This is a genomic window from Pseudomonas sp. CFBP 13710, assembly GCF_014842235.1.
Lineage (GTDB): Bacteria > Pseudomonadota > Gammaproteobacteria > Pseudomonadales > Pseudomonadaceae > Aquipseudomonas > Aquipseudomonas baltica.
Window position 1 is genome coordinate 218,293 of sequence record NZ_JACYVJ010000003.1, and the last position, 20,061, is coordinate 238,353.

14 protein-coding genes are annotated in these 20,061 nt (G+C 64.2%); 6 read left to right on the forward strand and 8 right to left on the reverse strand.

Going from position 1 to position 20,061, the window contains the following annotated elements; genetic code table 11:
* Positions 1-2 precede the first annotated feature (2 nt).
* Complete coding sequence (locus tag IFT44_RS09465) at positions 3-1,217, reverse strand: MFS transporter (protein WP_122475240.1); 1,215 nt, start codon at positions 1,215-1,217, stop codon at positions 3-5.
* Between the two features lie 228 nt (positions 1,218-1,445).
* Between IFT44_RS09465 and IFT44_RS09470 the strand changes: the two genes are divergently transcribed.
* Both IFT44_RS09470 and IFT44_RS09475 read left to right on the forward strand, forming a co-directional pair.
* Positions 1,446-2,315: an isocitrate lyase/PEP mutase family protein gene (locus IFT44_RS09470; RefSeq protein WP_122475242.1), complete on the forward strand. Its 870-nt coding sequence runs from the start codon at positions 1,446-1,448 to the stop codon at positions 2,313-2,315.
* A 358-nt stretch (positions 2,316-2,673) separates the two neighbouring features.
* Positions 2,674-3,837, forward strand: a complete 1,164-nt coding sequence (locus IFT44_RS09475; RefSeq protein WP_122715155.1) for a type III PLP-dependent enzyme — start codon at positions 2,674-2,676, stop codon at positions 3,835-3,837.
* A 42-nt stretch (positions 3,838-3,879) separates the two neighbouring features.
* On the opposite strand, the gene IFT44_RS09480 is transcribed toward IFT44_RS09475, so the two are convergent.
* Positions 3,880-4,638, reverse strand: coding sequence for a tetratricopeptide repeat protein (locus IFT44_RS09480; protein ID WP_192054712.1), 759 nt, complete (start codon positions 4,636-4,638; stop codon positions 3,880-3,882).
* Entirely contained in the window at positions 4,635-5,315 is a 681-nt protein-coding gene (locus IFT44_RS09485) for a Fe2+-dependent dioxygenase (RefSeq protein ID WP_192175805.1), read from the reverse strand. Before IFT44_RS09485 ends, IFT44_RS09480 begins: the two co-directional genes overlap by 4 nt.
* Positions 5,316-5,519: 204 nt before the next feature.
* On the opposite strand from IFT44_RS09485, the gene IFT44_RS09490 reads away from it, so the two are divergent.
* Together IFT44_RS09490 and IFT44_RS09495 are read left to right on the forward strand one after the other, a co-directional pair.
* Positions 5,520-7,829 carry a TonB-dependent receptor gene (locus tag IFT44_RS09490; RefSeq protein ID WP_192175806.1) on the forward strand — a complete coding sequence of 770 codons (2,310 nt, stop codon included), beginning with the start codon at positions 5,520-5,522 and terminating at the stop codon, positions 7,827-7,829.
* Positions 7,830-7,988: 159 nt separating this feature from the next.
* On the forward strand, positions 7,989-10,514 hold the full coding sequence (locus IFT44_RS09495; protein ID WP_192054718.1) for a PepSY domain-containing protein: 2,526 nt from the start codon (positions 7,989-7,991) through the stop codon (positions 10,512-10,514).
* A 276-nt stretch (positions 10,515-10,790) separates the two neighbouring features.
* Here the strand turns inward: IFT44_RS09495 and IFT44_RS09500 are convergent, their stop codons facing one another.
* Genes IFT44_RS09500 through ptsP form a run of 3 tightly spaced genes read right to left on the reverse strand, consistent with a single transcriptional unit; the run spans position 10,791 to position 16,347 of the window.
* On the reverse strand, positions 10,791-12,521 hold the full coding sequence (locus IFT44_RS09500) for a PTS fructose-like transporter subunit IIB (RefSeq protein WP_122715150.1): 1,731 nt from the start codon (positions 12,519-12,521) through the stop codon (positions 10,791-10,793).
* A gap of 11 nt (positions 12,522-12,532) precedes the next feature.
* A complete protein-coding gene (gene pfkB, locus IFT44_RS09505) occupies positions 12,533-13,474 on the reverse strand; it encodes a 1-phosphofructokinase (RefSeq protein ID WP_122475254.1) in 942 nt (313 codons plus the stop codon).
* Positions 13,474-16,347, reverse strand: a complete 2,874-nt coding sequence (gene ptsP, locus IFT44_RS09510; protein ID WP_192175807.1) for a phosphoenolpyruvate--protein phosphotransferase — start codon at positions 16,345-16,347, stop codon at positions 13,474-13,476. Before ptsP ends, pfkB begins: the two co-directional genes overlap by 1 nt.
* 334 nt (positions 16,348-16,681) lie before the next feature.
* Between ptsP and cra the strand changes: the two genes are divergently transcribed.
* Both cra and IFT44_RS09520 read left to right on the forward strand, forming a co-directional pair.
* Positions 16,682-17,677, forward strand: coding sequence for a catabolite repressor/activator (gene cra, locus IFT44_RS09515; protein WP_122475257.1), 996 nt, complete (start codon positions 16,682-16,684; stop codon positions 17,675-17,677).
* A 2-nt stretch (positions 17,678-17,679) separates the two neighbouring features.
* The gene (locus tag IFT44_RS09520; protein ID WP_192054937.1) at positions 17,680-18,468 is read left to right on the forward strand and encodes a TatD family hydrolase; all 789 of its coding nucleotides are present in this window, start codon (positions 17,680-17,682) and stop codon (positions 18,466-18,468) included.
* 105 nt (positions 18,469-18,573) lie between these two features.
* Here the strand turns inward: IFT44_RS09520 and ampE are convergent, their stop codons facing one another.
* Entirely contained in the window at positions 18,574-19,410 is an 837-nt protein-coding gene (ampE, locus tag IFT44_RS09525) for a regulatory signaling modulator protein AmpE (protein ID WP_122475259.1), read from the reverse strand.
* Positions 19,407-19,970 carry a 1,6-anhydro-N-acetylmuramyl-L-alanine amidase AmpD gene (ampD, locus tag IFT44_RS09530; RefSeq protein WP_192175808.1) on the reverse strand — a complete coding sequence of 188 codons (564 nt, stop codon included), beginning with the start codon at positions 19,968-19,970 and terminating at the stop codon, positions 19,407-19,409. The genes ampE and ampD overlap by 4 nt, the downstream gene beginning before the upstream one ends.
* Positions 19,971-20,061: the final 91 nt, after the last annotated feature.

Here is a 20,061-nt window from a genome sequence, read left to right on the forward strand (position 1 = left end):
CCTCACACCGCCTTCTTGGTGCTCGGCAGCAGGATCGTCAGGATGCCGAACAAGGGCAGGAACGAGCACAGCCAGTACACGTACTCGATGCCGTGAATGTCCGCCAGATGGCCGAGCAGCGCTGCGCCAATGCCGCCGAAACCGAACATCAGGCCGAAAAACACCCCGGCGATCATGCCCACGTTGCCTGGCACCAGCTCCTGCGCATACACCACGATGGCGGAGAATGCCGACGCCAAAATGAAGCCGATGACCACGCTCAGCACACTCGTCCAGAACAGGTCGACGTAGGGCAGCATCAGGGTGAACGGCGCCGAGCCCAGAATGGAGAACCAGATCACCGCCTTGCGGCCGATCTTGTCGCCGATGGGCCCGCCGAAGAAAGTCCCGGCCGCCACCGCGCCGAGGAACAGGAACAGGTGCAACTGCGAACTGGCCACCGATAGGTCGAACTTCTCGATCAGGTAAAAGGTGAAGTAGCTGGTGAAGCTGGCCATGTAGAAATACTTGGAGAACACCAGCAATGCCAGCACCACCAGCGCGGCTTTGACTCGCCCCTTGGACAGACCGTGGCTGGCGCTCTGGCCAGCGCGCGCCTTGAACTGGTTGAGATGGCCACGGTACCAGCGGCTGATGCCGTACAGCAGCGCCACGGCGAACACCGCGATCAGGCCGAACCAGGCCACATGCCCCTGCCCGAACGGAATGACGATGGCCGCCGCCAGCAGTGGACCGAACGCCGACCCGGTATTGCCCCCTACCTGGAAGGTGGATTGCGCCAGGCCGAAGCGTCCACCGGAGGCCAGTCGCGCCACCCGCGAAGTTTCCGGGTGAAAGGTCGAGGAGCCGATGCCGATCAGCGCCGACGCCAGCAGGATCATCGGGAAGCTGCCGACCATGGACAGCAGCATGATGCCAATCAATGTGCAGACCATGCCGGCGGGCAACAGCAGCGGCTTGGGATGGCGATCGGTATAGAAGCCGATCCAGGGTTGCAGCAATGATGCGGTGACCTGGAAGGTCAGGGTGATCAGGCCCACCTGGGTGAAGGTCAGCCCGTAGCTGGCCTTGAGCATGGGATAGATCGACGGCAGCACCGCCTGGATCAGGTCGTTGACCAGGTGCGCGAGGGCGCAGGCACCCAGGATGCGCATCACCAGCGGACTGGTCTGTGCAGCGCCTGGCGCGGGGTTGGCGATTGTTGTGGGAGTGGCCATGGGGATTCCGTTGGCAGGCAGGCATGGCCGGACACTCTGCCATTTTGCGTGCGCCGTCGCCACTTGCCGATGCAGTCGAATCAGGCACGGCGCAATGGCGCCAACGAATACAACTTCACCCGTGCGGTGATAAACTGGCGCCAGTCACTAAAAACCCATGAAGAATCGATAAAGTTCCAGAAACCCTCCGCATGAGGCATTGGGGTTTCGCCAGAATCAGGAGCGATCATGCCCAAAGTTTCCCACACGGCCCTGCGTCGCCAGTTCCGTGAGCTGCTTGCTTCAAAACAGTGTTATCACACCGCTTCGGTGTTCGATCCGATGTCTGCCCGCATTGCCGCCGACCTGGGCTTCGAGGTCGGTATTCTCGGCGGTTCGGTGGCGTCGCTGCAGGTGCTGGCGGCCCCCGACTTCGCCCTGATCACCCTGTCCGAGTTCGCCGAGCAGGCCACACGCATCGGTCGTGTGGCGCAGTTGCCGGTGATTGCCGACGCCGACCACGGCTATGGCAACGCGCTGAACGTGATGCGTACCGTGGTCGAACTGGAACGCGCCGGCATCGGTGCCCTGACCATCGAGGATACCTTGCTGCCGGCGCAGTTCGGTCGCCGCTCAACCGACCTCATCTCGGTGGCCGAAGGGGTCGGCAAGATTCGCGCAGCGCTCGAAGCGCGGGTCGATCCCGAGCTGACCATCGTCGCCCGGACCCACGCCGGGGTGCTTTCGACCCAGGAAGTGATCAGCCGCACCCAGGCCTACCAGGCCGCTGGTGCCGATGGCATCTGCATGGTCGGCGTGAAGGACTTCGAGCACCTGGAACAGATTGCCGAAAACCTCAGTGTGCCGCTGATGCTGGTGACCTACGGCAACCCTGCGCTGCACGACGACGCACGCCTGGCGGCGCTGGGTGTGCGCGTGGTGGTGGACGGCCACGGTGCCTATTTTGCAGCGATCAAGGCAACCTACGACTCGCTGCGCGAACAGCGCCAGCAGTTCAGCAAGAGCACCGACCTGAGCGCCACCGAACTGACCCACACCTACACCCATCCGGAGAGCTACGTGAGCTGGGCCAAGGAATTCATGAACGTGAAGGAGTGACCGACGGGCCAGCCCCTCGGGAACATCATGCGGTCATGTGGGTCGGTTAAAAGGGAACCGCTGCAGCAGTGTGCAGCGGTTGCAGTGCCAGCAATCGAGCAACGTACGAAAACGCGACATTTTTAGTTGCTCTCAAGCCTTCCACGCCCTAAAGTTCGCGCCGACCGTCCATGCTGGAAACGATCCATCCGGCTCAAGTACTGACGACGAGACAACAGGCCACCGGAAAGCAGCTTTCCGTGGCCTTTTTGCTTTCGCCCGACATGCCTTGGGAAGTAGGCGAACCAAAGTGGGGATACGGAGGATGGTCATTTGAGCCCATTTATATTCACGACGTTTGCCACCAGGAGTCCCTAGCATGTCGATCAACGTCGAAGACTACTTCGCACCCGATACCTTCAACAAAATGAAGGCGTTCGCCGACAAGCAAGAAACCCCATTCGTAGTCATCGATACCGCCATGATCAGCAAGGCCTACGATGACCTGCGCGCCGGTTTCGAATTTGCCAAGGTGTATTACGCGGTCAAGGCCAACCCGGCCGTGGAAATCATCGACCTGCTGCGCGACAAAGGCTCGAGCTTCGACATTGCCTCGATCTACGAGCTGGACAAGGTCATGAACCAGGGCGTGGGGCCGGAGCGCATCAGCTACGGCAACACCATCAAGAAGTCCAAGGACATCCGCTACTTCTACGACAAGGGCGTGCGCCTGTACGCCACCGACTCCGAAGCCGACCTGCGCAACATCGCCAAGGCCGCGCCGGGCTCGAAGGTCTACGTACGGATCCTTACCGAAGGCTCGACCACGGCCGACTGGCCGCTGTCGCGCAAGTTCGGCTGCCAGACCGACATGGCCATGGACCTGTTGATCCTGGCTCGCGACCTGGGCCTGGTGCCGTACGGCATCTCCTTCCACGTCGGCTCGCAGCAGCGTGACATCAGCGTGTGGGACGCGGCGATCGCCAAGGTCAAGGTGATCTTCGAACGCCTCAAGGAAGAAGACGGCATCGTTCTCAAGCTGATCAACATGGGCGGTGGCTTCCCGGCCAACTACATCACCCGCACCAACAGCCTGGAAACCTATGCTGAGGAAATCATCCGTTTCCTCAAGGAAGACTTCGGTGACGAGCTGCCGGAAATCATCCTCGAGCCGGGCCGTTCGCTGATCGCCAACGCCGGCATTCTGGTCAGTGAAGTGGTGCTGGTGGCGCGCAAGTCGCGTACCGCAGTAGAGCGCTGGGTGTACACCGACGTGGGCAAGTTCAGCGGGCTGATCGAAACCATGGACGAGTCCATCAAGTTCCCGATCTGGACCGAGAAGAAAGGCGAGATGGAAGAGGTGGTGATCGCCGGGCCGACCTGCGACAGCGCCGACATCATGTACGAGCACTACAAATATGGCCTGCCGTTGAACCTGGCCATCGGCGACCGTCTGTACTGGCTGTCCACCGGTGCCTACACCACCAGCTACAGCGCGGTGGAATTCAACGGCTTCCCGCCTTTGAAATCGTTCTACGTCTGAATGCACCAGGGACTTGCGGGTAGCCTCGGGCTGCCCGTGATTCTACTGCTCCAGCGCCTGCAAGCGCTGCGCGTAGAGGCTGGCCATCGCCCTGATGGCCGGCTGTCTGGCCTGCTCCAGCACCTTCAAGCTGCTGCGCAGAAAGTTTGCATTCCCCCCTTCGAGAGCCCGCTGCAGCCAGATCAGTGCGGTATCGACGTCGCCCTCCTCTGCCAGCATCGCGGCATGGCTGAATTGGCCGCGGAAGTCTCCCGCCTGGGCCGAACGCATGTACCAGACCTGCGGCCTGGGTAGATCGGCGCCTGCCACCAGCCCCTGTTCCAGGTAACGCCCTACCAGATTCATGGATTTGGCGTGGCCCATGGTGGCCGCCTGCAGATAGCAGGCGAACGCTCGCGGGTGGTCGAGTGCAACGCCGCGCCCGGTACCCAACAGATTGGCCAGGTTGTACAGGCCCCAATCGAGCCCGGCCCGTGCAGCGTGCAGGTAATGGCCGGCAGCACGTTCGGCACTGGCCTCGCAGCCCCAACCATGTTCATGGCAGCGACCGAGCATGTTGTGCGCCATGGCATGGCCCCGGCTGGCCGCGATGGCAAACCATTTCAGTGCAAGCGCCGCATCACGTTCGATACCGCGGCCATCGAGCAGGATCTGCCCGAGCAATGCCTGTGCATCGACCACGCCCTGCCCCGCAGCGATCACCAGCGCCTGGGCGGCCTTGCGCGGTTCGGCGGCGAGCATCGCCTTCAACTGCTCGTTGTCCAGCACCTCCCGACGGCGCAGGCTGAAGTCGCCGCTCATACATCCACCCAGCGCCGCAGCAGGTTGTGGTAGGTGCCGGTGAGTTGAATCAGCGAGGGGTGCTCGGGGACGTCGCGGCTCAACTGCTGGATCGCCCCGTCCATATCGAACAGCAGCGCCCGCTGACTGTCTTCGCGAACCAGGCTCTGCGTCCAGAAGAACGATGCGAAACGCGCGCCGCGGCTGACCGCACGCACCTTGTGCAGGCTGGTGGCCGGGTACAGCAGCAAGTCGCCGGCCGGCAGCTTGACTTCGCGGGTGCCGAAGGTGTCCTGGATCACCAGTTCGCCGCCGTCGTAGTCCTGTGGATCGCTGAAAAACAACGTCGAGGACAGGTCGGTGCGTACCCGTTCGATGCTGCCTTTGGCCTGGCGTACGGCATTGTCGATGTGAAAATCGAAACTTCCGCCTGCGGTGTAGCAGTTGATCAGCGGTGGAAACACCTTGTTCGGCAATGCCGCCGACATGAACAACGGGTTGGCCCACAGGCGTTCGAGCAGCGCCGCGCCGATCTCCATCGCCAGCGGGTGGCCTTCGGGCAGTTGCAGGTTGTGCTTGGCCTTGACCGACTGATGGCCTGCCGTCATCCGCCCATCCGCCCAATCGGCCTGCTCCAGGGCCTGGCGAATGCGCAGCACTTCGTCGCGCGCGAACAATCCGGGAATGTGTAGGAGCATGGAAAGTCACCGCAAGCCAAGGGGCAGCAATGGTATTGATTCCCATTGCCGAAACACAAGCGTGCATGTCCAGGAATGCAGACAAACAGCCGAAGAAATTGTAAAGAATGTAAAACGATCTCGAATAGCAATATTTCGCAATTGATACATATATGCAGTTACATTATGCTCCGCGGCCTCATAACCTTGGGGAAGGTTTCCACCATGACGCGCCAACACCACTTCATTCCAGTCTCATCGCCACGGCTGCTGGCCTCTGCCATCGGCATGGCCCTGGGCGCTACCTGCGCCGCGCCAACGGCACAGGCCGCGCCGGCCAGCGAGGCCAAGGGCGCCTCGGTAGCGCTCGGCGCCACCAGCATCACCGGCGACGCGCAGGAGCCGACGTCCTACCAGGTCGAGCGCGCCTCGTCCGCCAAGTACACCGCGCCGCTGGTCGATACCCCGCGCTCGGTGACGGTGGTGCCGCAACAGGTGATCAAGGACACCGGCGCACTCAACCTGCAGGACGCGTTGCGCACGGTACCGGGCATCACCTTCGGTGCCGGCGAAGGCGGTAACCCGCAGGGCGACCGACCCTTCATCCGCGGTTTCGATGCACAGGGCGACACTTACCTGGACGGCGTACGCGATGCCGGCGCGCAAAGCCGGGAAATCTTCGCCGTGGAATCCATCGAGGTCAGCAAGGGCCCCAACTCGGCCATCGGCGGCCGTGGCGCTGCCGGCGGCACTATCAACTTGGTGAGCAAGAAAGCGCACCTGGGCGACTCACTGGATGGCGGTTTCACCTGGGGCTCGGACCAGACCCAGCGCTATACCCTGGATGGCAACTACCAGTTCAGCGACAGCGCCGCCGGGCGACTCAACCTGATGAGCCACCAAAGCAACGTCGCCGGGCGCGACCAGGTCGATTACGACCGTTGGGGCATTGCGCCGTCGCTGGCCTTCGGCCTGGGCACCGAGACGCGGGTCTTCCTCGACTATTACCACCTGGAGAGCGACGACCTGCCCGACTCGGGCATTCCCTACAGCATTCCGGCGGCGGGCAACGCCGGCCGCACCTCGGCCAATCCGGACAAGCCTGAGGACGGTGGCAGCCGCAGCAACTTCTATGGCCTGAGCGACCGTGACTTCCGCAAGACCCGCAGCGACATCGCCACCTTCGCCATCGAGCACGACCTCACCGACGCGTTGACCGTGAAGAACACCCTGCGCCATGGCAACACCATGCAGGACTACATCCTCACCCAGCCCGACGACAGCCAGCGCAATGTCAACAACGGCAGTGTCTGGCGCCGCGCCAACAGTCGCGTCGGCAACACCGCGACCACCACCAACCAGACCGATCTGTTCGGTGACTTCTACGTCGGCGGGTTGAAGAACAGCTTCTCCACCGGCATCGAATTCAGCCGCGAAGACAGTGACCGCAGTTCCTACACCGTCAACACCGACACCACGCCGCGCACCGCCGGCGCCAGCACCAACTGCACACCGGGCAGCATCGTTTCCAGCGGCTACAACTGCACGTCGCTGGCCAACCCCAATCCGGATGACCCGTGGAGCGGCGCCATTGCGCGCAACTACGCCGGCACCGACACGTCCAGCAAGACGCGGGCGATCTACGTGTTCGACACGCTGGAGCTGAGCCCGCAGTGGCAGGTGAACGCCGGCCTGCGCTACGACCACTTCGAAACCGACTACCGCACCTTCACCGCCGCCGGTGCCACCACGGCCAAGGGCAAGGACACCAGCGAGTTCGTCACCGGCCAACTGGGGCTGGTGTGGAAGCCTGCCGAGAACGGCAGCGTGTATGTTTCCTACGCCACCTCGGCCACCCCACCCGGTTCGCTGGTGGGCGAAGGCATAGAAGGCAACCCGCTGGGCGGAGCACCGGATCGCGCAGGCAACCTGCTGAGCAGTGACCTGGAGCCCGAAGAAACCACCAACTACGAAGTCGGCACCAAGTGGGACCTGCTCGACCAGCGTCTGTCGCTGACCGCCGCACTGTTCCGCACCGAGAAAGAAAACACCCGCGTGCAGACCAGCACCTTTGCCTACGAGAACGCCGGCAAGACCCGAGTCGATGGCCTGGAGCTGTCGGCGTCCGGCAAGCTTACCGAGCAATGGCAGGTGTTCGCCGGCTACAGCTACCTGCAGGCGCGCGTGGTCGACAACGGCCCGCTGGGCGCGGCCAACGACGGCAACCAGATGCCCAACACGCCGAACAACAGCGCCAGCCTGTGGACCACCTATAACCTGACGCCCAAACTGACCATCGGCGGCGGCGCCTTCTATGTCGACGACGTGTTCGGCAATGTCGCCAACACCACCATGGTCGACAGCTACGTGCGCCTGGATGCCATGGCCAGCTACAAGATCAGCAAGCATTTCGACGTGCAGCTGAACGTGCAGAACCTGGCCGACAAGACCTACTACGACAAGGCTTTCAGCACCCACTTCGCCAACCAGGCGGCGGGACGCACGGCGCTGTTGAGCACCAACTTCCACTTCTAGCCACTGCGCGTCGGTTGCTGCGCCCCGCCCGTTTCGACGACGCGGGGCGTTTCACGTCGCAACGGCAATGATCAGAATCGGTGCGCCTGAGACTGATTCTCAGCCAGTGCTGCATAATGCCGTCTGCCCTCCTTTCGATCGGCCCGCTCAAGGTGATTCGTGTTCAAGAACGTCCTCTTCCAGTTGCACTGGTTTTTCGGCATCACCGGCGGCCTGGTGCTGGCCCTGATGGGCATCACCGGGGCCAGCTACTCGTTCGAGGATGAAATCCTGCGCGCGCTCAATCCGCAAACCCTGAACGTGCAGATTCGCGATGGCGGCATCCTCCCTGCTGCGCAACTGGTGGAAATCCTCGAGCAGCGGCAGGGCAGCAAGGTTGCCGCATTGCGTGTGGACCTGGTCGAAGGCAGCGCCGCACGGGTGTCGTTCACCCCGCCGCCAGGGCAACGTCGAGGGCCTTCGGCCTATTTCGATCCGTACACCGGGGAGTTGCAGGGCGCGGTGGTCGGCGAAGGCTTCTTCGACTTGATGCTGGATCTGCATCGCTTCCTGGCCATGGGCGCGACGGGCCGGCAGATCACCGCAGCCTGCACCTTGATGCTGGTGTTCTTCTGTCTTTCCGGCCTGTATCTGCGCTGGCCGCGCAAGGCGCTGCAATGGCGCACCTGGCTGACCCTGGACTGGGCCAAGAAGGGTCGCGCCTTCAATTGGGACCTGCATGCGGTGTTCGGCACCTGGTGCCTGCTGTTCTATCTGCTGGCGGCCTTGACCGGCCTGACCTGGTCTTACCAGTGGTTCGGCAACGCGGTGAACAGAATGCTCTCCGACAACCCTGCCGCCCAGCGCATCGAGCGGCGCACCGCGTCTTCTGCCGATGTGGCGCCCACGGTGGATTACGACGCGCTGTGGGCCAGCATCCAGGGCGCGGTCGGTCCACAATTGAGCGTGGTCAACATGCGTATTCCGGGCAATGTCGGCCTGCCGGCAACGGTGTTCTACCTGCGTACGGATTCGCCCCATGATCGGGCCTTCGGCCTGCTCAGCCTCGACCCGGCCACCGGTCAGGTCAAGGACATCCAGCGCTATGAGGACAAGTCGCTGAAAGCGCAACTGCTGACCAGCATCTACGCCCTGCATGTGGGCAGTTATTTCGGCCTGGTCGGTCGTATCCTGATGATGCTGGCGAGCCTGACGATGCCGTTGTTCCTCATCACGGGCTGGCTGCTGTATCTGGATCGGCGTCGCAAGAAGCGCCAGGTACGCCTGGCCCGCGGCGCCTTGCACCAGCAGGACGAGACATCGGCCGGTTGGTTGATCGGGTTCGCCAGCCAGAGCGGTTTCGCCGAGCAACTGGCGTGGCAAACCGCCGGGCAACTGCAGTCGGCCGGTCAGAACGTGCGTGTCCGCGCCTTGGGCGAGGTGGATGAAGCGCAGCTGCGGCACGCCGACAAGGCGTTGTTCGTGGTCAGCACGTTCGGCGACGGCGAGGCACCCGACACCGCGCGCGGCTTCGAGCGCAAGGTGCTGGGCAGTGCCTGTGCCCTGCCCGGCTTGCGCTACGCAGTGCTGGCGCTGGGTGACCGGCAATACCAGCAGTTCTGCGGCTTCGCTCATCGTCTGGACCAATGGCTCGATGAGCGTGGCGCCCAGCCGCTGTTTGCCTCGATCGAGGTCGACAACGCCGACCCGGCGGCCTTGCAGCACTGGCAGCAGCAATTGAGCGGGCTGACCGGGGGCGTCGCCCAGGCCGTGTGGCAGGCACCGGCGTTCAGCCCGTGGACCTTGCTCGAACGCCAGCTGCTGAATCCGGGGAGTGAAGGCGCAGCGGTCTATCGCATTGCCTTGCACAATGATGGCGAGGCCCACTGGCAGGCTGGCGATCTGGTCGACGTGCTGCCACGCAACGGCTGCGCGGCCATCGACCAGTGGTTGTCCGGGCTGGGGCTGCAGGCGTCTGCGCTGGTTGAGGTCGATGGCTTGCAGGAGCCGCTGGGTCAGGCGCTGGCCAGTCGGCAACTGCCGGCCAGTCGCGGGCACCTGGTAGGTTTGCATGCACAGGCGCTGGTGGATGCGCTGATCCCCATCGCTGCACGTGAGTATTCCATTGCTTCGCTGCCCAGCGACGGCCGGCTGGAACTGATCGTGCGCCAGGAGCGCCACGCCGACGGCAGCCTGGGGCTGGGGTCGGGATGGCTGACCGAACACGCCCAGGTGCACGGCGCGGTCAGCCTGCGCTTGCGGCGCAACGCCGGCTTTCATCTACCGCAGGAGCCGGTGCCGGTGATTCTGCTGGGCAACGGCACCGGTCTGGCTGGCTTGCGCAGCTTGCTCAAGGGCCGCATCGAACAAGGTCAGCGGCGCAATTGGTTACTGTTCGGCGAACGTAACCGAACCCATGATTTCCTGTGCGCGGATGAGTTGCTGGGGTGGCTGGCCAGTGGTGATCTGGCGCGGCTGGATCTGGCGTTCTCGCGTGATCAGGCGCACAAGGTGTACGTGCAGGATCGGTTGCGCGAGGCCGGTGAGGTGTTGCTGCAGTGGGTGGAGGATGGCGCGGTGATCTATGTCTGCGGCAGCCTGCAGGGCATGGCGAGCGGCGTGGATGAAGTGCTGGCCCAATTGCTGGGCCGGGAACGCCTGGACGACCTGATCGAAACCGGCCGCTACCGACGCGACGTCTATTGACCCATCGCGTGTACCGCCGACGCGGCTCGCGCCGCTGCTACAGGGGTTACGATGTGTCAGCCTCACCGCGATGAAACCGCACACCGCATCCAGCCTGATCGCCCCCTCTGTAGCAGCGGCGCAAGCCGCGTCGGCGGTACATGCGGTGTATCAACCTCACCGCGATGAAACCGCACGCGCCCTCTGTAGCAGCGGCGCGAGCCGCGTCGGCGGTGCATGCGGTGTATCTGGCTCACCACGGTGAGGCCGGACGCGGCTTGCGCCGCTGCTACGGGATCAGGCCTTGACCGGCTCTACGGCAATTTCCTGGACTTCCGGCTTCTTGATCACTGCATACACCACCGCAGTCAGCAAGGCCCCGGCAACGATGGCCAGCAGATACAGCAAGGCATGGTTGATCGCGTTGGGAATCAACAACACGAACAGCCCACCGTGCGGCGCCATCAGCTTGCAGCCGAAGTACATCGACAATGCGCCGGTCAACGCGCCACCGACCAGGCTCGCCGGGATCACCCGCAGCGGATCCTTGGCAGCGAACGGTATGGCGCCTTCGGAAATGAAGCACAGCCCCAGCACCAATGCCGCTTTGCCAGCCTCACGCTCGGTCTGGGCAAACTTGCGTCGAGCCAGGAAGGTGGCCAGGCCCAAGCCAATCGGCGGCACCATGCCGGCCGCCATGGTCGCGGCCATCGGCGCGTAGCTCTGCGAGGCCAGCAGCCCCACCGAAAACGCGTACGCCGCCTTGTTGATCGGCCCGCCCAGGTCGACGCACATCATCGCCCCCAGCAGCACGCCCAGCAGCAACGCATTGGTAGTACCCATGCTGTCGAGGAAGGTGGTCAGCCCAGCGAGCATGCCGGCCACCGGTTTGCCCACTACGTAGATCATCACCAGGCCGGTGAACAGGCTGGCCAGCAGCGGAATGATCAGGATCGGCTTGAGCGCTTCCAGGCTCGCCGGCAGGCGCGCATAGCGGTTGATCGCCTTGGCGGCGTAACCGGCAATGAAACCGGCCGCGATACCGCCAATGAAGCCCGCACCCAGGGTGCTCGCCAGCAAACCACCGATCATGCCCGGCGCAAGTCCCGGACGGTCAGCGATGGAGTAAGCGATGTAGCCCGCCAGCAACGGCACCATCAGCTTGAATGCCGCCTCGCCACCGATCTGCATCAACGCCGCTGGCAAGGTGCCCGGCTCCTTGAACGCCTCGATACCGAACACGAACGACAGCGCGATCAGCAAACCGCCCGCCACCACCATCGGCAGCATGAACGACACACCGGTCAACAGGTGCTTGTAGACGCCGGTCTTTTCCTGCTTCTTGGGCGCACCGGCAGCGCTGCCGGTGGACTCCACTTCACCTTCGGCCAAGGCCTTGTTCAGCGTGGCCTGGGCCTGTTTCAAGGCGATACCGGTACCGCAGCGATAGATCTTCTTACCGGCAAAACGCTCGGTAGCCACTTCGATGTCGGCGGCCAGCAGCACCACGTCGGCTTCGTCGATGGCCTGCACGCTCAACGGATTGCGCGCGCCCACCGAACCCTGGGTTTCGACCTGCAGCTCATAACCCAACTGCTTGGCGCCTTGCTGCAAAGCCTCGGCGGCCATGAACGTGTGCGCCACCCCGGTCGGGCATGCGGTGACCGCCACCAGCCGTGGCGCACGCGACGCTGCCGCGGCAGCTGCCGGAGCGGCGGCATAGGGCTTGGCCTGATCGGCGGCCTGGCGCAGGAAGCCGTCAACATCCTGCAGGGCATGGGCCGGGCTGCTCTGGAACAGACGCTTGCCGACGAAACGGCTCAGGTCCATGGCGCCGGTGTTGACCACCAGCACCCAATCCGCGTTCTCGATATCGGCTGCGCTCAGACGCAGTTCCGGGTGTTGCGGGTCGAACACTTCAACGAAGGTGGTCCAGCCCTGGCGACGGGCCGCAGCGTCGAGCAGACGTGCGCTCAAGACGCTGGACACCCGCCCGCTGGGGCACGCGGTGACAATAGCTAGTTTCATCTTCAACCCTCTTATTGTTCTGTCAGCGGACGTACGCTGACGCCGCTTTCAAGCCGCGCCAGGTGCGCGGCATCACTGATTCCGAAGCCGATCTGCGTCACCGCCATGGCGGCGATCGCCGTGGCCGTGCGCAGGCTGTGTTCCGGCGCCTGCTCGCTGAGCAGACCGTGCACCAGCCCGGCCAGCAGAGAGTCTCCGGCACCCACGGTGCTGGCGACCTCGACGGTGGGCGGCAAGGCCTGCAAGGCGAGGTCGGCCGCGAACCAATTGACGCCGCGTTCACCCTGCGAGATCACCACATTGGCGACGCCGTCGGCCAACAGGTGCTGCGCCGCAGCCGCTTGCTCGACCGGCGTTTCCACGGAACTGCCGAGCACCTCGGTCAGCTCGTGGGTGTTGGGCTTGATCAGCCATGGACGCGTCTTCAAGCCCGCACGCAAGGCAGCCCCGCTGGTATCGAGTGCCACCTTCAAGCCCATGTGCGCAAGCTGTTCGAGCAGTGCCTGAAACCATTCAGGGCTCACCCCACGCGGCAGGCTGCCGGCCACCACGACAGCATCGTGACCCGGTGCAATGTCGTGCAGGCGTGCCAGCAGAGCGGCCTGAGCCTGGTCGTCGACCACCGGGCCCGGACCATTGAGGTCGGTGACCCGGCCATTGCGTTCGGCCAGCTTGATGTTGCTGCGCGTTTCGCCCGGTACGCGAATGAACGCATCGGTGAAACCGCGTTGAGCGAACAAGGCCTCGAACGGTTGCGGGTTGGCCTCGCCCAGAAAGCCGCTCACGGTGACCTGATGGCCGAGGTCGGCCAACACCTGAGCAACGTTGAGGCCCTTGCCGGCGGCGTGTCGGTGCAAGGCATTGCTGCGATTGACTTCGCCCAGTTCCAGCCCGTCGATTTCCACGGTCAGGTCCAACGCCGGATTGAGCGTCAGGGTCAGGATGCGTGCCATCAAGATTTCTCCACCAGGGCACGTACCTGCGCAGCGGTGCCCAGCCCGAGCGCATGCCGGGCCAATTGTTGCGCGTGGCTGAGCGTCAGCTCGCGCACCCCCGCCTTGACCTCGGCGATGCTGCGCGCCGAGACACTCAATTCATCCACACCCAGGCCGACCAGCAACGGCACCGCCAGCGGATCGGCCGCCAGTTCGCCGCACACGCCGACCCACTTGCCGTAGTCGTGCGCCGCACGCACGGTAATGTCGATCAGTTGCAGGACCGCGGGGTGCAGGCCATCGGCCTGGGCCGAGAGGGTCGGGTGACCGCGGTCGATGGCCAGCGTGTACTGGGTCAGGTCGTTGGTGCCGATGCTGAAGAAGTCGACCTCGCGGGCCAACACCGGTGCCAGCAATGCCGCCGACGGCACCTCGATCATGATGCCCAGCTGCAGGTCCTTGACCGGGATCTCGCGGCGCACGCGCTCGGTCATGTCCTTGGCCTGGCGCCACTCTTCGAGGCTGCCGACCATGGGAAACATGATCCGCAACGGACGGTTGTCGGCAGCGCGCAGCAGTGCGCGCAGCTGGCCTTCCATCACGTCGGGACGCTGCAGGGTCAGGCGAATGCCGCGCACCCCCAGAAACGGGTTCTCTTCCTTGTCGATCGGCCAGTACGGCAAGGGCTTGTCGCCGCCCACATCGAGCGTGCGCACCACCAACGGCCGACCTTGCAGGCCATCGAGCACGCGGCGGTACTCGGCTTCCTGCACCGCCTCGTCCGGGGCTTGCGAATGGGCCATGAAAATCAGCTCGGTGCGCAGCAGGCCAACGCCTTCGGCGCCCTGCTCCACGGCCTTGGCGACACCGGCGCTTTCGCCGATGTTGGCGAACACTTCCACCGCGTGCCCGTCGAGGGTCACGGCGCTTTCCATGCGTCGCTCGGCAGCCGCCTGCAGGCGCTGCTCGCGACGGTCACGGTCGGCCAGTGCCTGTTCCAGCACCTCTGGCGCCGGGGCCACGGTCAGCAGGCCGCGCTGGCCGTCGATCAACAATGCGGTGCCGGCGGCAATCTGCAACACCGCCTCGCCTGCGCCCACCACGGCAGGAATGCCGAGGGCACGCGCAACGATGGCGCTGTGCGCAGTGGCGCCACCGCGGGCGGTCAGAATCCCGGCCACGCGCGCCGGGTCCAGACGGGCGACGTCGGATGGGCCGACCTCGTCCATCACCAGAATATAGGCCTGCTTGGGTTCTTCCAGGGTAGGCACGCCGCACAGCTGCGCCAGCACGCGACGGCCGATGTCGCGCAGATCCGCTGCGCGTTCGGCCAGCAGCGCATCCTGCAGCGATTCCTGCTGCACCGCGGCCGCTTCGATCACCGTGTTCCAGGCCGCGGCAGCGCTTTCGCCCTGCTGCAGGCGGGCAGCGACTTCATCGGTCAGGGCCGGGTCGTCGAGCATTTCCTGGTGAGTGACGAAAATCTCGCGGATGGCTTGTGCCTGGGCGCGCTGGATCAACCCGTCGATGTCCTGCCGGACCTGGCCGAGGGCGGCCTGCAAGCGTTCACGCTCCAGCGCCACGGACTCGCCACGCTGGGGAAAGTCGAAATCGTGCAGCACCTGGATGTGCGCCGGGCCCATGGCGATCCCAGGGGCCGCGGCGACACCCTGGACCTGCGCGCCTGTGCCTGGCGCCTGTGGCTTGAGCTTGACCGCCTTGGTCACAGCGGGCGGCGCAGGCGCAGCCTCGGTGACGCTCGGCAGCGGTTCCACTTCCTCGCCCAGGCCCTCCTCGATGGCCGCCAGCAACGCCGGCAAGGCGTCGCCGGCAATGGTCGGCTCGGCGACCAGTTCCAGGGTCTGACCGCGCTGCGCACCCAGGCTGAGCAACTTGCTCAGGCTCTTGGCAGACACCGCGAGACCGCCGGACTCGACCACCCGCAAGCGAATCTCGCCTTCGAAGCTCTTGGCCAGCTGCGCCAGAATCTTCGCCGGCCGCGCGTGCAGGCCATGTGCGTTGGCCAGCACGATGCGTGCGCTGGGCCAATCGGCAGGCAGCTCGCCGCCCAGCGCTTCGAGCACGGCGCGGGTGCTGGTGGCAGCACCCAATTCGTTGCCGCGGCCTTCGATGAGCAACGCGCACAGGCGTTCGAGCAAGGCCTGGTGAGCTTCGCCCAGGCTGGCCAGGCAGAACAGCCCGGTCAGCGGCTGGCCCAGGTAGCGCAGGGGTTTGTCGGGGGTCACGAAGGCCAGGCCCGGACGCTTCACGGTCTGCTCGCTGTGCAGCCACCACAAGCCATCGCCCAGCGGCAGGGCTTCGACCTGCTGAAGCAGCGCGGCAAAACCATTGCTGACGCAGTCGGCCTGACGCAGCAGACGCGCACCACGCCAGACCAGTTCCTCGAAGTCTTCGGCCATCACGCTCAAGCCGATCATCTGCGCATCCAGCGCCAATTCCTGCGGCGCCCCTTGCAGCAGCTTCAGCAACGCGGGTGCATCGGTGGCCTGGCGCAGCGCTTCACCCAGGTCGGTTTCACCCAGCGCGCGGGTCAGCAGTTGCAGCAGGCGCAGGTGTTCGTCGGACTTGGCGGCGATGCCGATGGCCAGGTAGACCTTCTGGCCGTCACCCCAATCCACGCCTTCGGGAAATTGCAGCAGGCGCACGCCGGTGGTGAACACCAGGTCACGGGTATCGGGCGTGCCGTGGGGAATGGCGATGCCTTGGCCCAGAAAGGTCGAGCCTTGAGCTTCACGCGCTTGCAGGCCGGCCAGGTAACCTTCGGCCACCAGGCCATCGGCAACCAGCTTGTCGGCGAGCAATTGCAGGGCGGCGGGTTTATCCACGGCGCTCTGGCCCATGGATATCTGCTCTATAGTGAGCTCCAGCATTGCCTCTCTCCTTTACAGCGGCGGCAGCGCGCTGAGGTATTGTTGTGAAGTGTGAGCATAGAGCATCGAGGTGCGCGCTCTGTACTTCCGGTAGGTCCGGCCTGCGTTGCCGAGGGTAAGGTTGAGACCTCGACAAGAGATGTTTTACGGCAGGAAACACGCAGGCTGAAACGTTTAATCTAGAATGCAGCGCACGTTACTCGATAATCTTCGATGATTGAAGTCCAACCTGTCGGTTACGTTGCCTGAACTTAGCCTGGCGCCACCCGACAAACGATGAATGAGCGCGCTTCAATGCCTCGGCATGGGCGCGACGACACTAAGGAATCAACGGTTGAAACTCAGCGATATTGCTCGCCTGGCTGGCGTCTCGGTCACCACTGCCAGTTACGTCATCAATGGCAAGGCCGCTCAACAGCGCATCAGCAAGGCGACGGTGGCGCGCGTCGAGGCCATCGTCCAGGAACAGGGCTTCACCCCCAACCCCCAGGCAGCCGGGCTGCGCAGTCGGCACACGCGTACCCTGGGCTTCATCCTGCCGGACCTGGAAAACCCCAGCTACGCGCGCATCGCCAAGCTGCTCGAGCAAGGTGCCCGCGCCCATGGTTACCAGCTGCTGATCGCCAGCTCCGACGACGATGCGGCCAGCGAGCTGCAACTGCTGCAGCTGTTTCGTGCCCGACGTTGCGACGCGCTGTTCGTTGCCAGTTGCCTGCCGGCCAGCGACGACAGCTACCGTGAATTGCAGGCCAAGGGCACACCCGTGATCGCCATCGACCGGATGATGGACCCGGCGCAGTTCTGCTCGGTGATCAGCGATGACCGCAACGCCAGCCTGCAATTGACCCAGAGCCTGCTGCTGCCCAAGCCTCGACACATCGCCTTGATCGGCGCACGGCCGGAACTGAGCATCAGCCAGGCGCGAACCGAGGGCTTCAATACTGCGCTGGCCGATTTCGATGGCACGGTGCTGGTCGAGCACAGCGAGTACTTCAGTCGCGAAGGTGGCCAGCATTCCATGCAAGCCTTGCTCGACAAGCTCGGCCACCTTCCCGACGCGCTGGTGACCACCTCCTACGTGCTGCTGCAGGGCGTGTTCGATGTGCTGCAGGAGCGGCCGCTGGATTCCCAGGCAATGCACCTGGGCACGTTCGGCGACACCCAGTTGCTGGACTTCCTGCCGCTGCCGGTCAACGCCATGGCCCAACAGCACAACATGATCGCCAGCAAGGCGCTGGAGCTGGCACTGGCCGCTGTGGAACAAAAGCACTACGAGCCCGGCGTGAATGCCTTGGCCCGGACCTTCAAACAGAGGATTCACGAGGCCTGATGGTGCGCTTGATCGACACCCATACTCACCTGGATTTTCCCGACTTCGATGCCGATCGCGCGCGTGTGCTGGATACCGCCGCAGCGCGTGGTGTGGAGCGGGTGGTGGTGCTGGGTGTGCATCAAGCCAACTGGCAGCGGGTGTGGGACCTGGCGGTGGCGGACGAGCGGGTGTATGCGGCCTTGGGCCTGCACCCCGTGTTTCTCGAAGAGCACCGGCCCGAGCATGTGACTGCCTTGCGCGCGTGGCTTGAGCGTTTGCACGGACACCCGAAGCTGTGTGCAATCGGCGAGTTCGGCCTGGATTACTACCTCAAGGACCTGGATCGCGATCGGCAGCAGGCGTTGTTCGAAGCGCAGTTGGACCTGGCCGTGGCGTTCGAGCTACCGGTGTTGCTGCACGTGCGGCACAGCCATGCGGCAGTGATCGCGACCTTGAAGCGCTTCAAGCTGCCCCGCGCAGGGGTCATTCATGCATTCGCCGGCAGTTGGGAAGAGGCACGGGAGTATTTGAAGCTGGGCTTCAAGCTGGGCCTGGGTGGCGCGCCGACCTGGCCGCAGGCGCTGCGCATGCACAAGGTACTGCCGCGTTTGCCGCTGGAGGCCATCGTTCTGGAAACCGATTCGCCGGACATGGCGCCTGCGATGTATCCGGGTGTACGCAACAGCCCGGAGCATCTGCCGGACATCGCCGAGGCATTGGCGCGCATCATGGGCACCGATGCCACGACCCTGGCAGCGGCCAGCACCCGGAACGCCAATGCAGTGTTTGGTTGGGCGGATGCGCAGTGACCCCGGACGCGGCTCGCGCCGCTGCTACACAGGGGAAGAAGCACCAGTGCTCCCTGTAGCAGCGGCGTAAGCCGCGTCCGGGGTCAACGCGATGAACCTGCAACATCACGCCAACACCGAACACACCGCCAAAACCGCATACCACAACACCCCTGCGCGCACGACCATCTGCCACAGGCTGTCCAACGTCTCCACTCCTACCTGCCCTACCACTGGCGCCGGAACATCACCGGCCACTCGCCCGACGCGATCGATCAGCGCCGCTGCGGTAATTTCCCAGCTGAGCACCTCGTGCAGCATCACCCGGCTGACCGCCACGAAGTTGCCCACCAGCGCAAAGCTGGCCGCAAGCAAACGTACCGGCAGCCAGTCCAGAGCATGACGCAGCCGCTGCGCCCGCAGGGCTATCGCCGGATGCCGAGACTGCTCGGCCACCAGGGCCACCAGCCGATAGACCAGCGCCGCCACCGGACCCAAGGCGGCGTACCAGAAAATCACCGCGAAAAAGCTTTGATAGGCTTCCCACAACAGGTGCCCCTGCACCCTTTGCAGCAGGCTGCCGCCGTTGTCGGCGATGACGCCCATGTCGCGTTCGGCCACATGCACCGCCGCCTGGGTGTCTTCACGGCGCCAGGCATCGCGAAACGGCCCCAGGCCAACCGTGATGTCACCGCGACCCAGGCTGTAGATCAGCACCAGCAAATGCACCGGCAGCGCCAGCAAGCCATACGCCACCGGCTGCAGCGCATACAGCACGAACGCCAGCAGCAGCGCCGGCAGCGCCACGCCGATGCCCAGCACCAGCCACGGCTCGCGCGCCAGCCCCGGCCGGGCTTCGAGCCGATGAAGTTCACCCAGGAAAAAACCGTCACGTTGCACGCGCTGGCGCAGCCCGGAAAACTTCTCGGCCAGCAGGACCAGCAGCAGCACCAGAAAAATCATCGTGCATCCTCTTCATTCAGCAATGCGGCACGGTAACGTACCCAGTCGAAACAGGGGCCGGGGTCGGTCTTGCGGCCCGGGGCAATGTCGCTGTGACCGCAGATGCGCTCCACGCTCAATGCCGCAAAACGCTCGAGCAACAGCCGGGTCAAGGTGACGAGCGCTGTATATTGGGCATCGGCGAAGGGTTGATCATCAGTGCCTTCCAGTTCGATGCCTACAGAAAAATCATTACAGTTTTCGCGGCCATCGAACAACGACACCCCGGCGTGCCAGGCGCGATCCAGACAGGAGACGAATTGCGTCACCGCACCGTCACGCTCGATCAGAAAATGCGCGGACACGCGCAGATGGGAAATTCCCTCGAAATAGGGATGCTCGCCGCAATCCAGACGGTTCTGGAAAAACTCGTGCACCTTGCCCGTGGCAAACTGCGCGGGCGGCAAGCTGATGTTATGGATGACCAACAGCGAGACTTCGCCGTCGGGACGCTCGTTGAAATTGGGCGAGGGGCAATGGCGAACGCCGTCGCACCATCCCGTCGGGCCGTTCAAGCGCATGAGGTCAACCGCATCTGGAGTCCTGCCGACAATCAAGGCGCTCCAGTATGAACCCTCACGCGCAGGAAGGCAGCCTGCGCGTGGCCGGGTT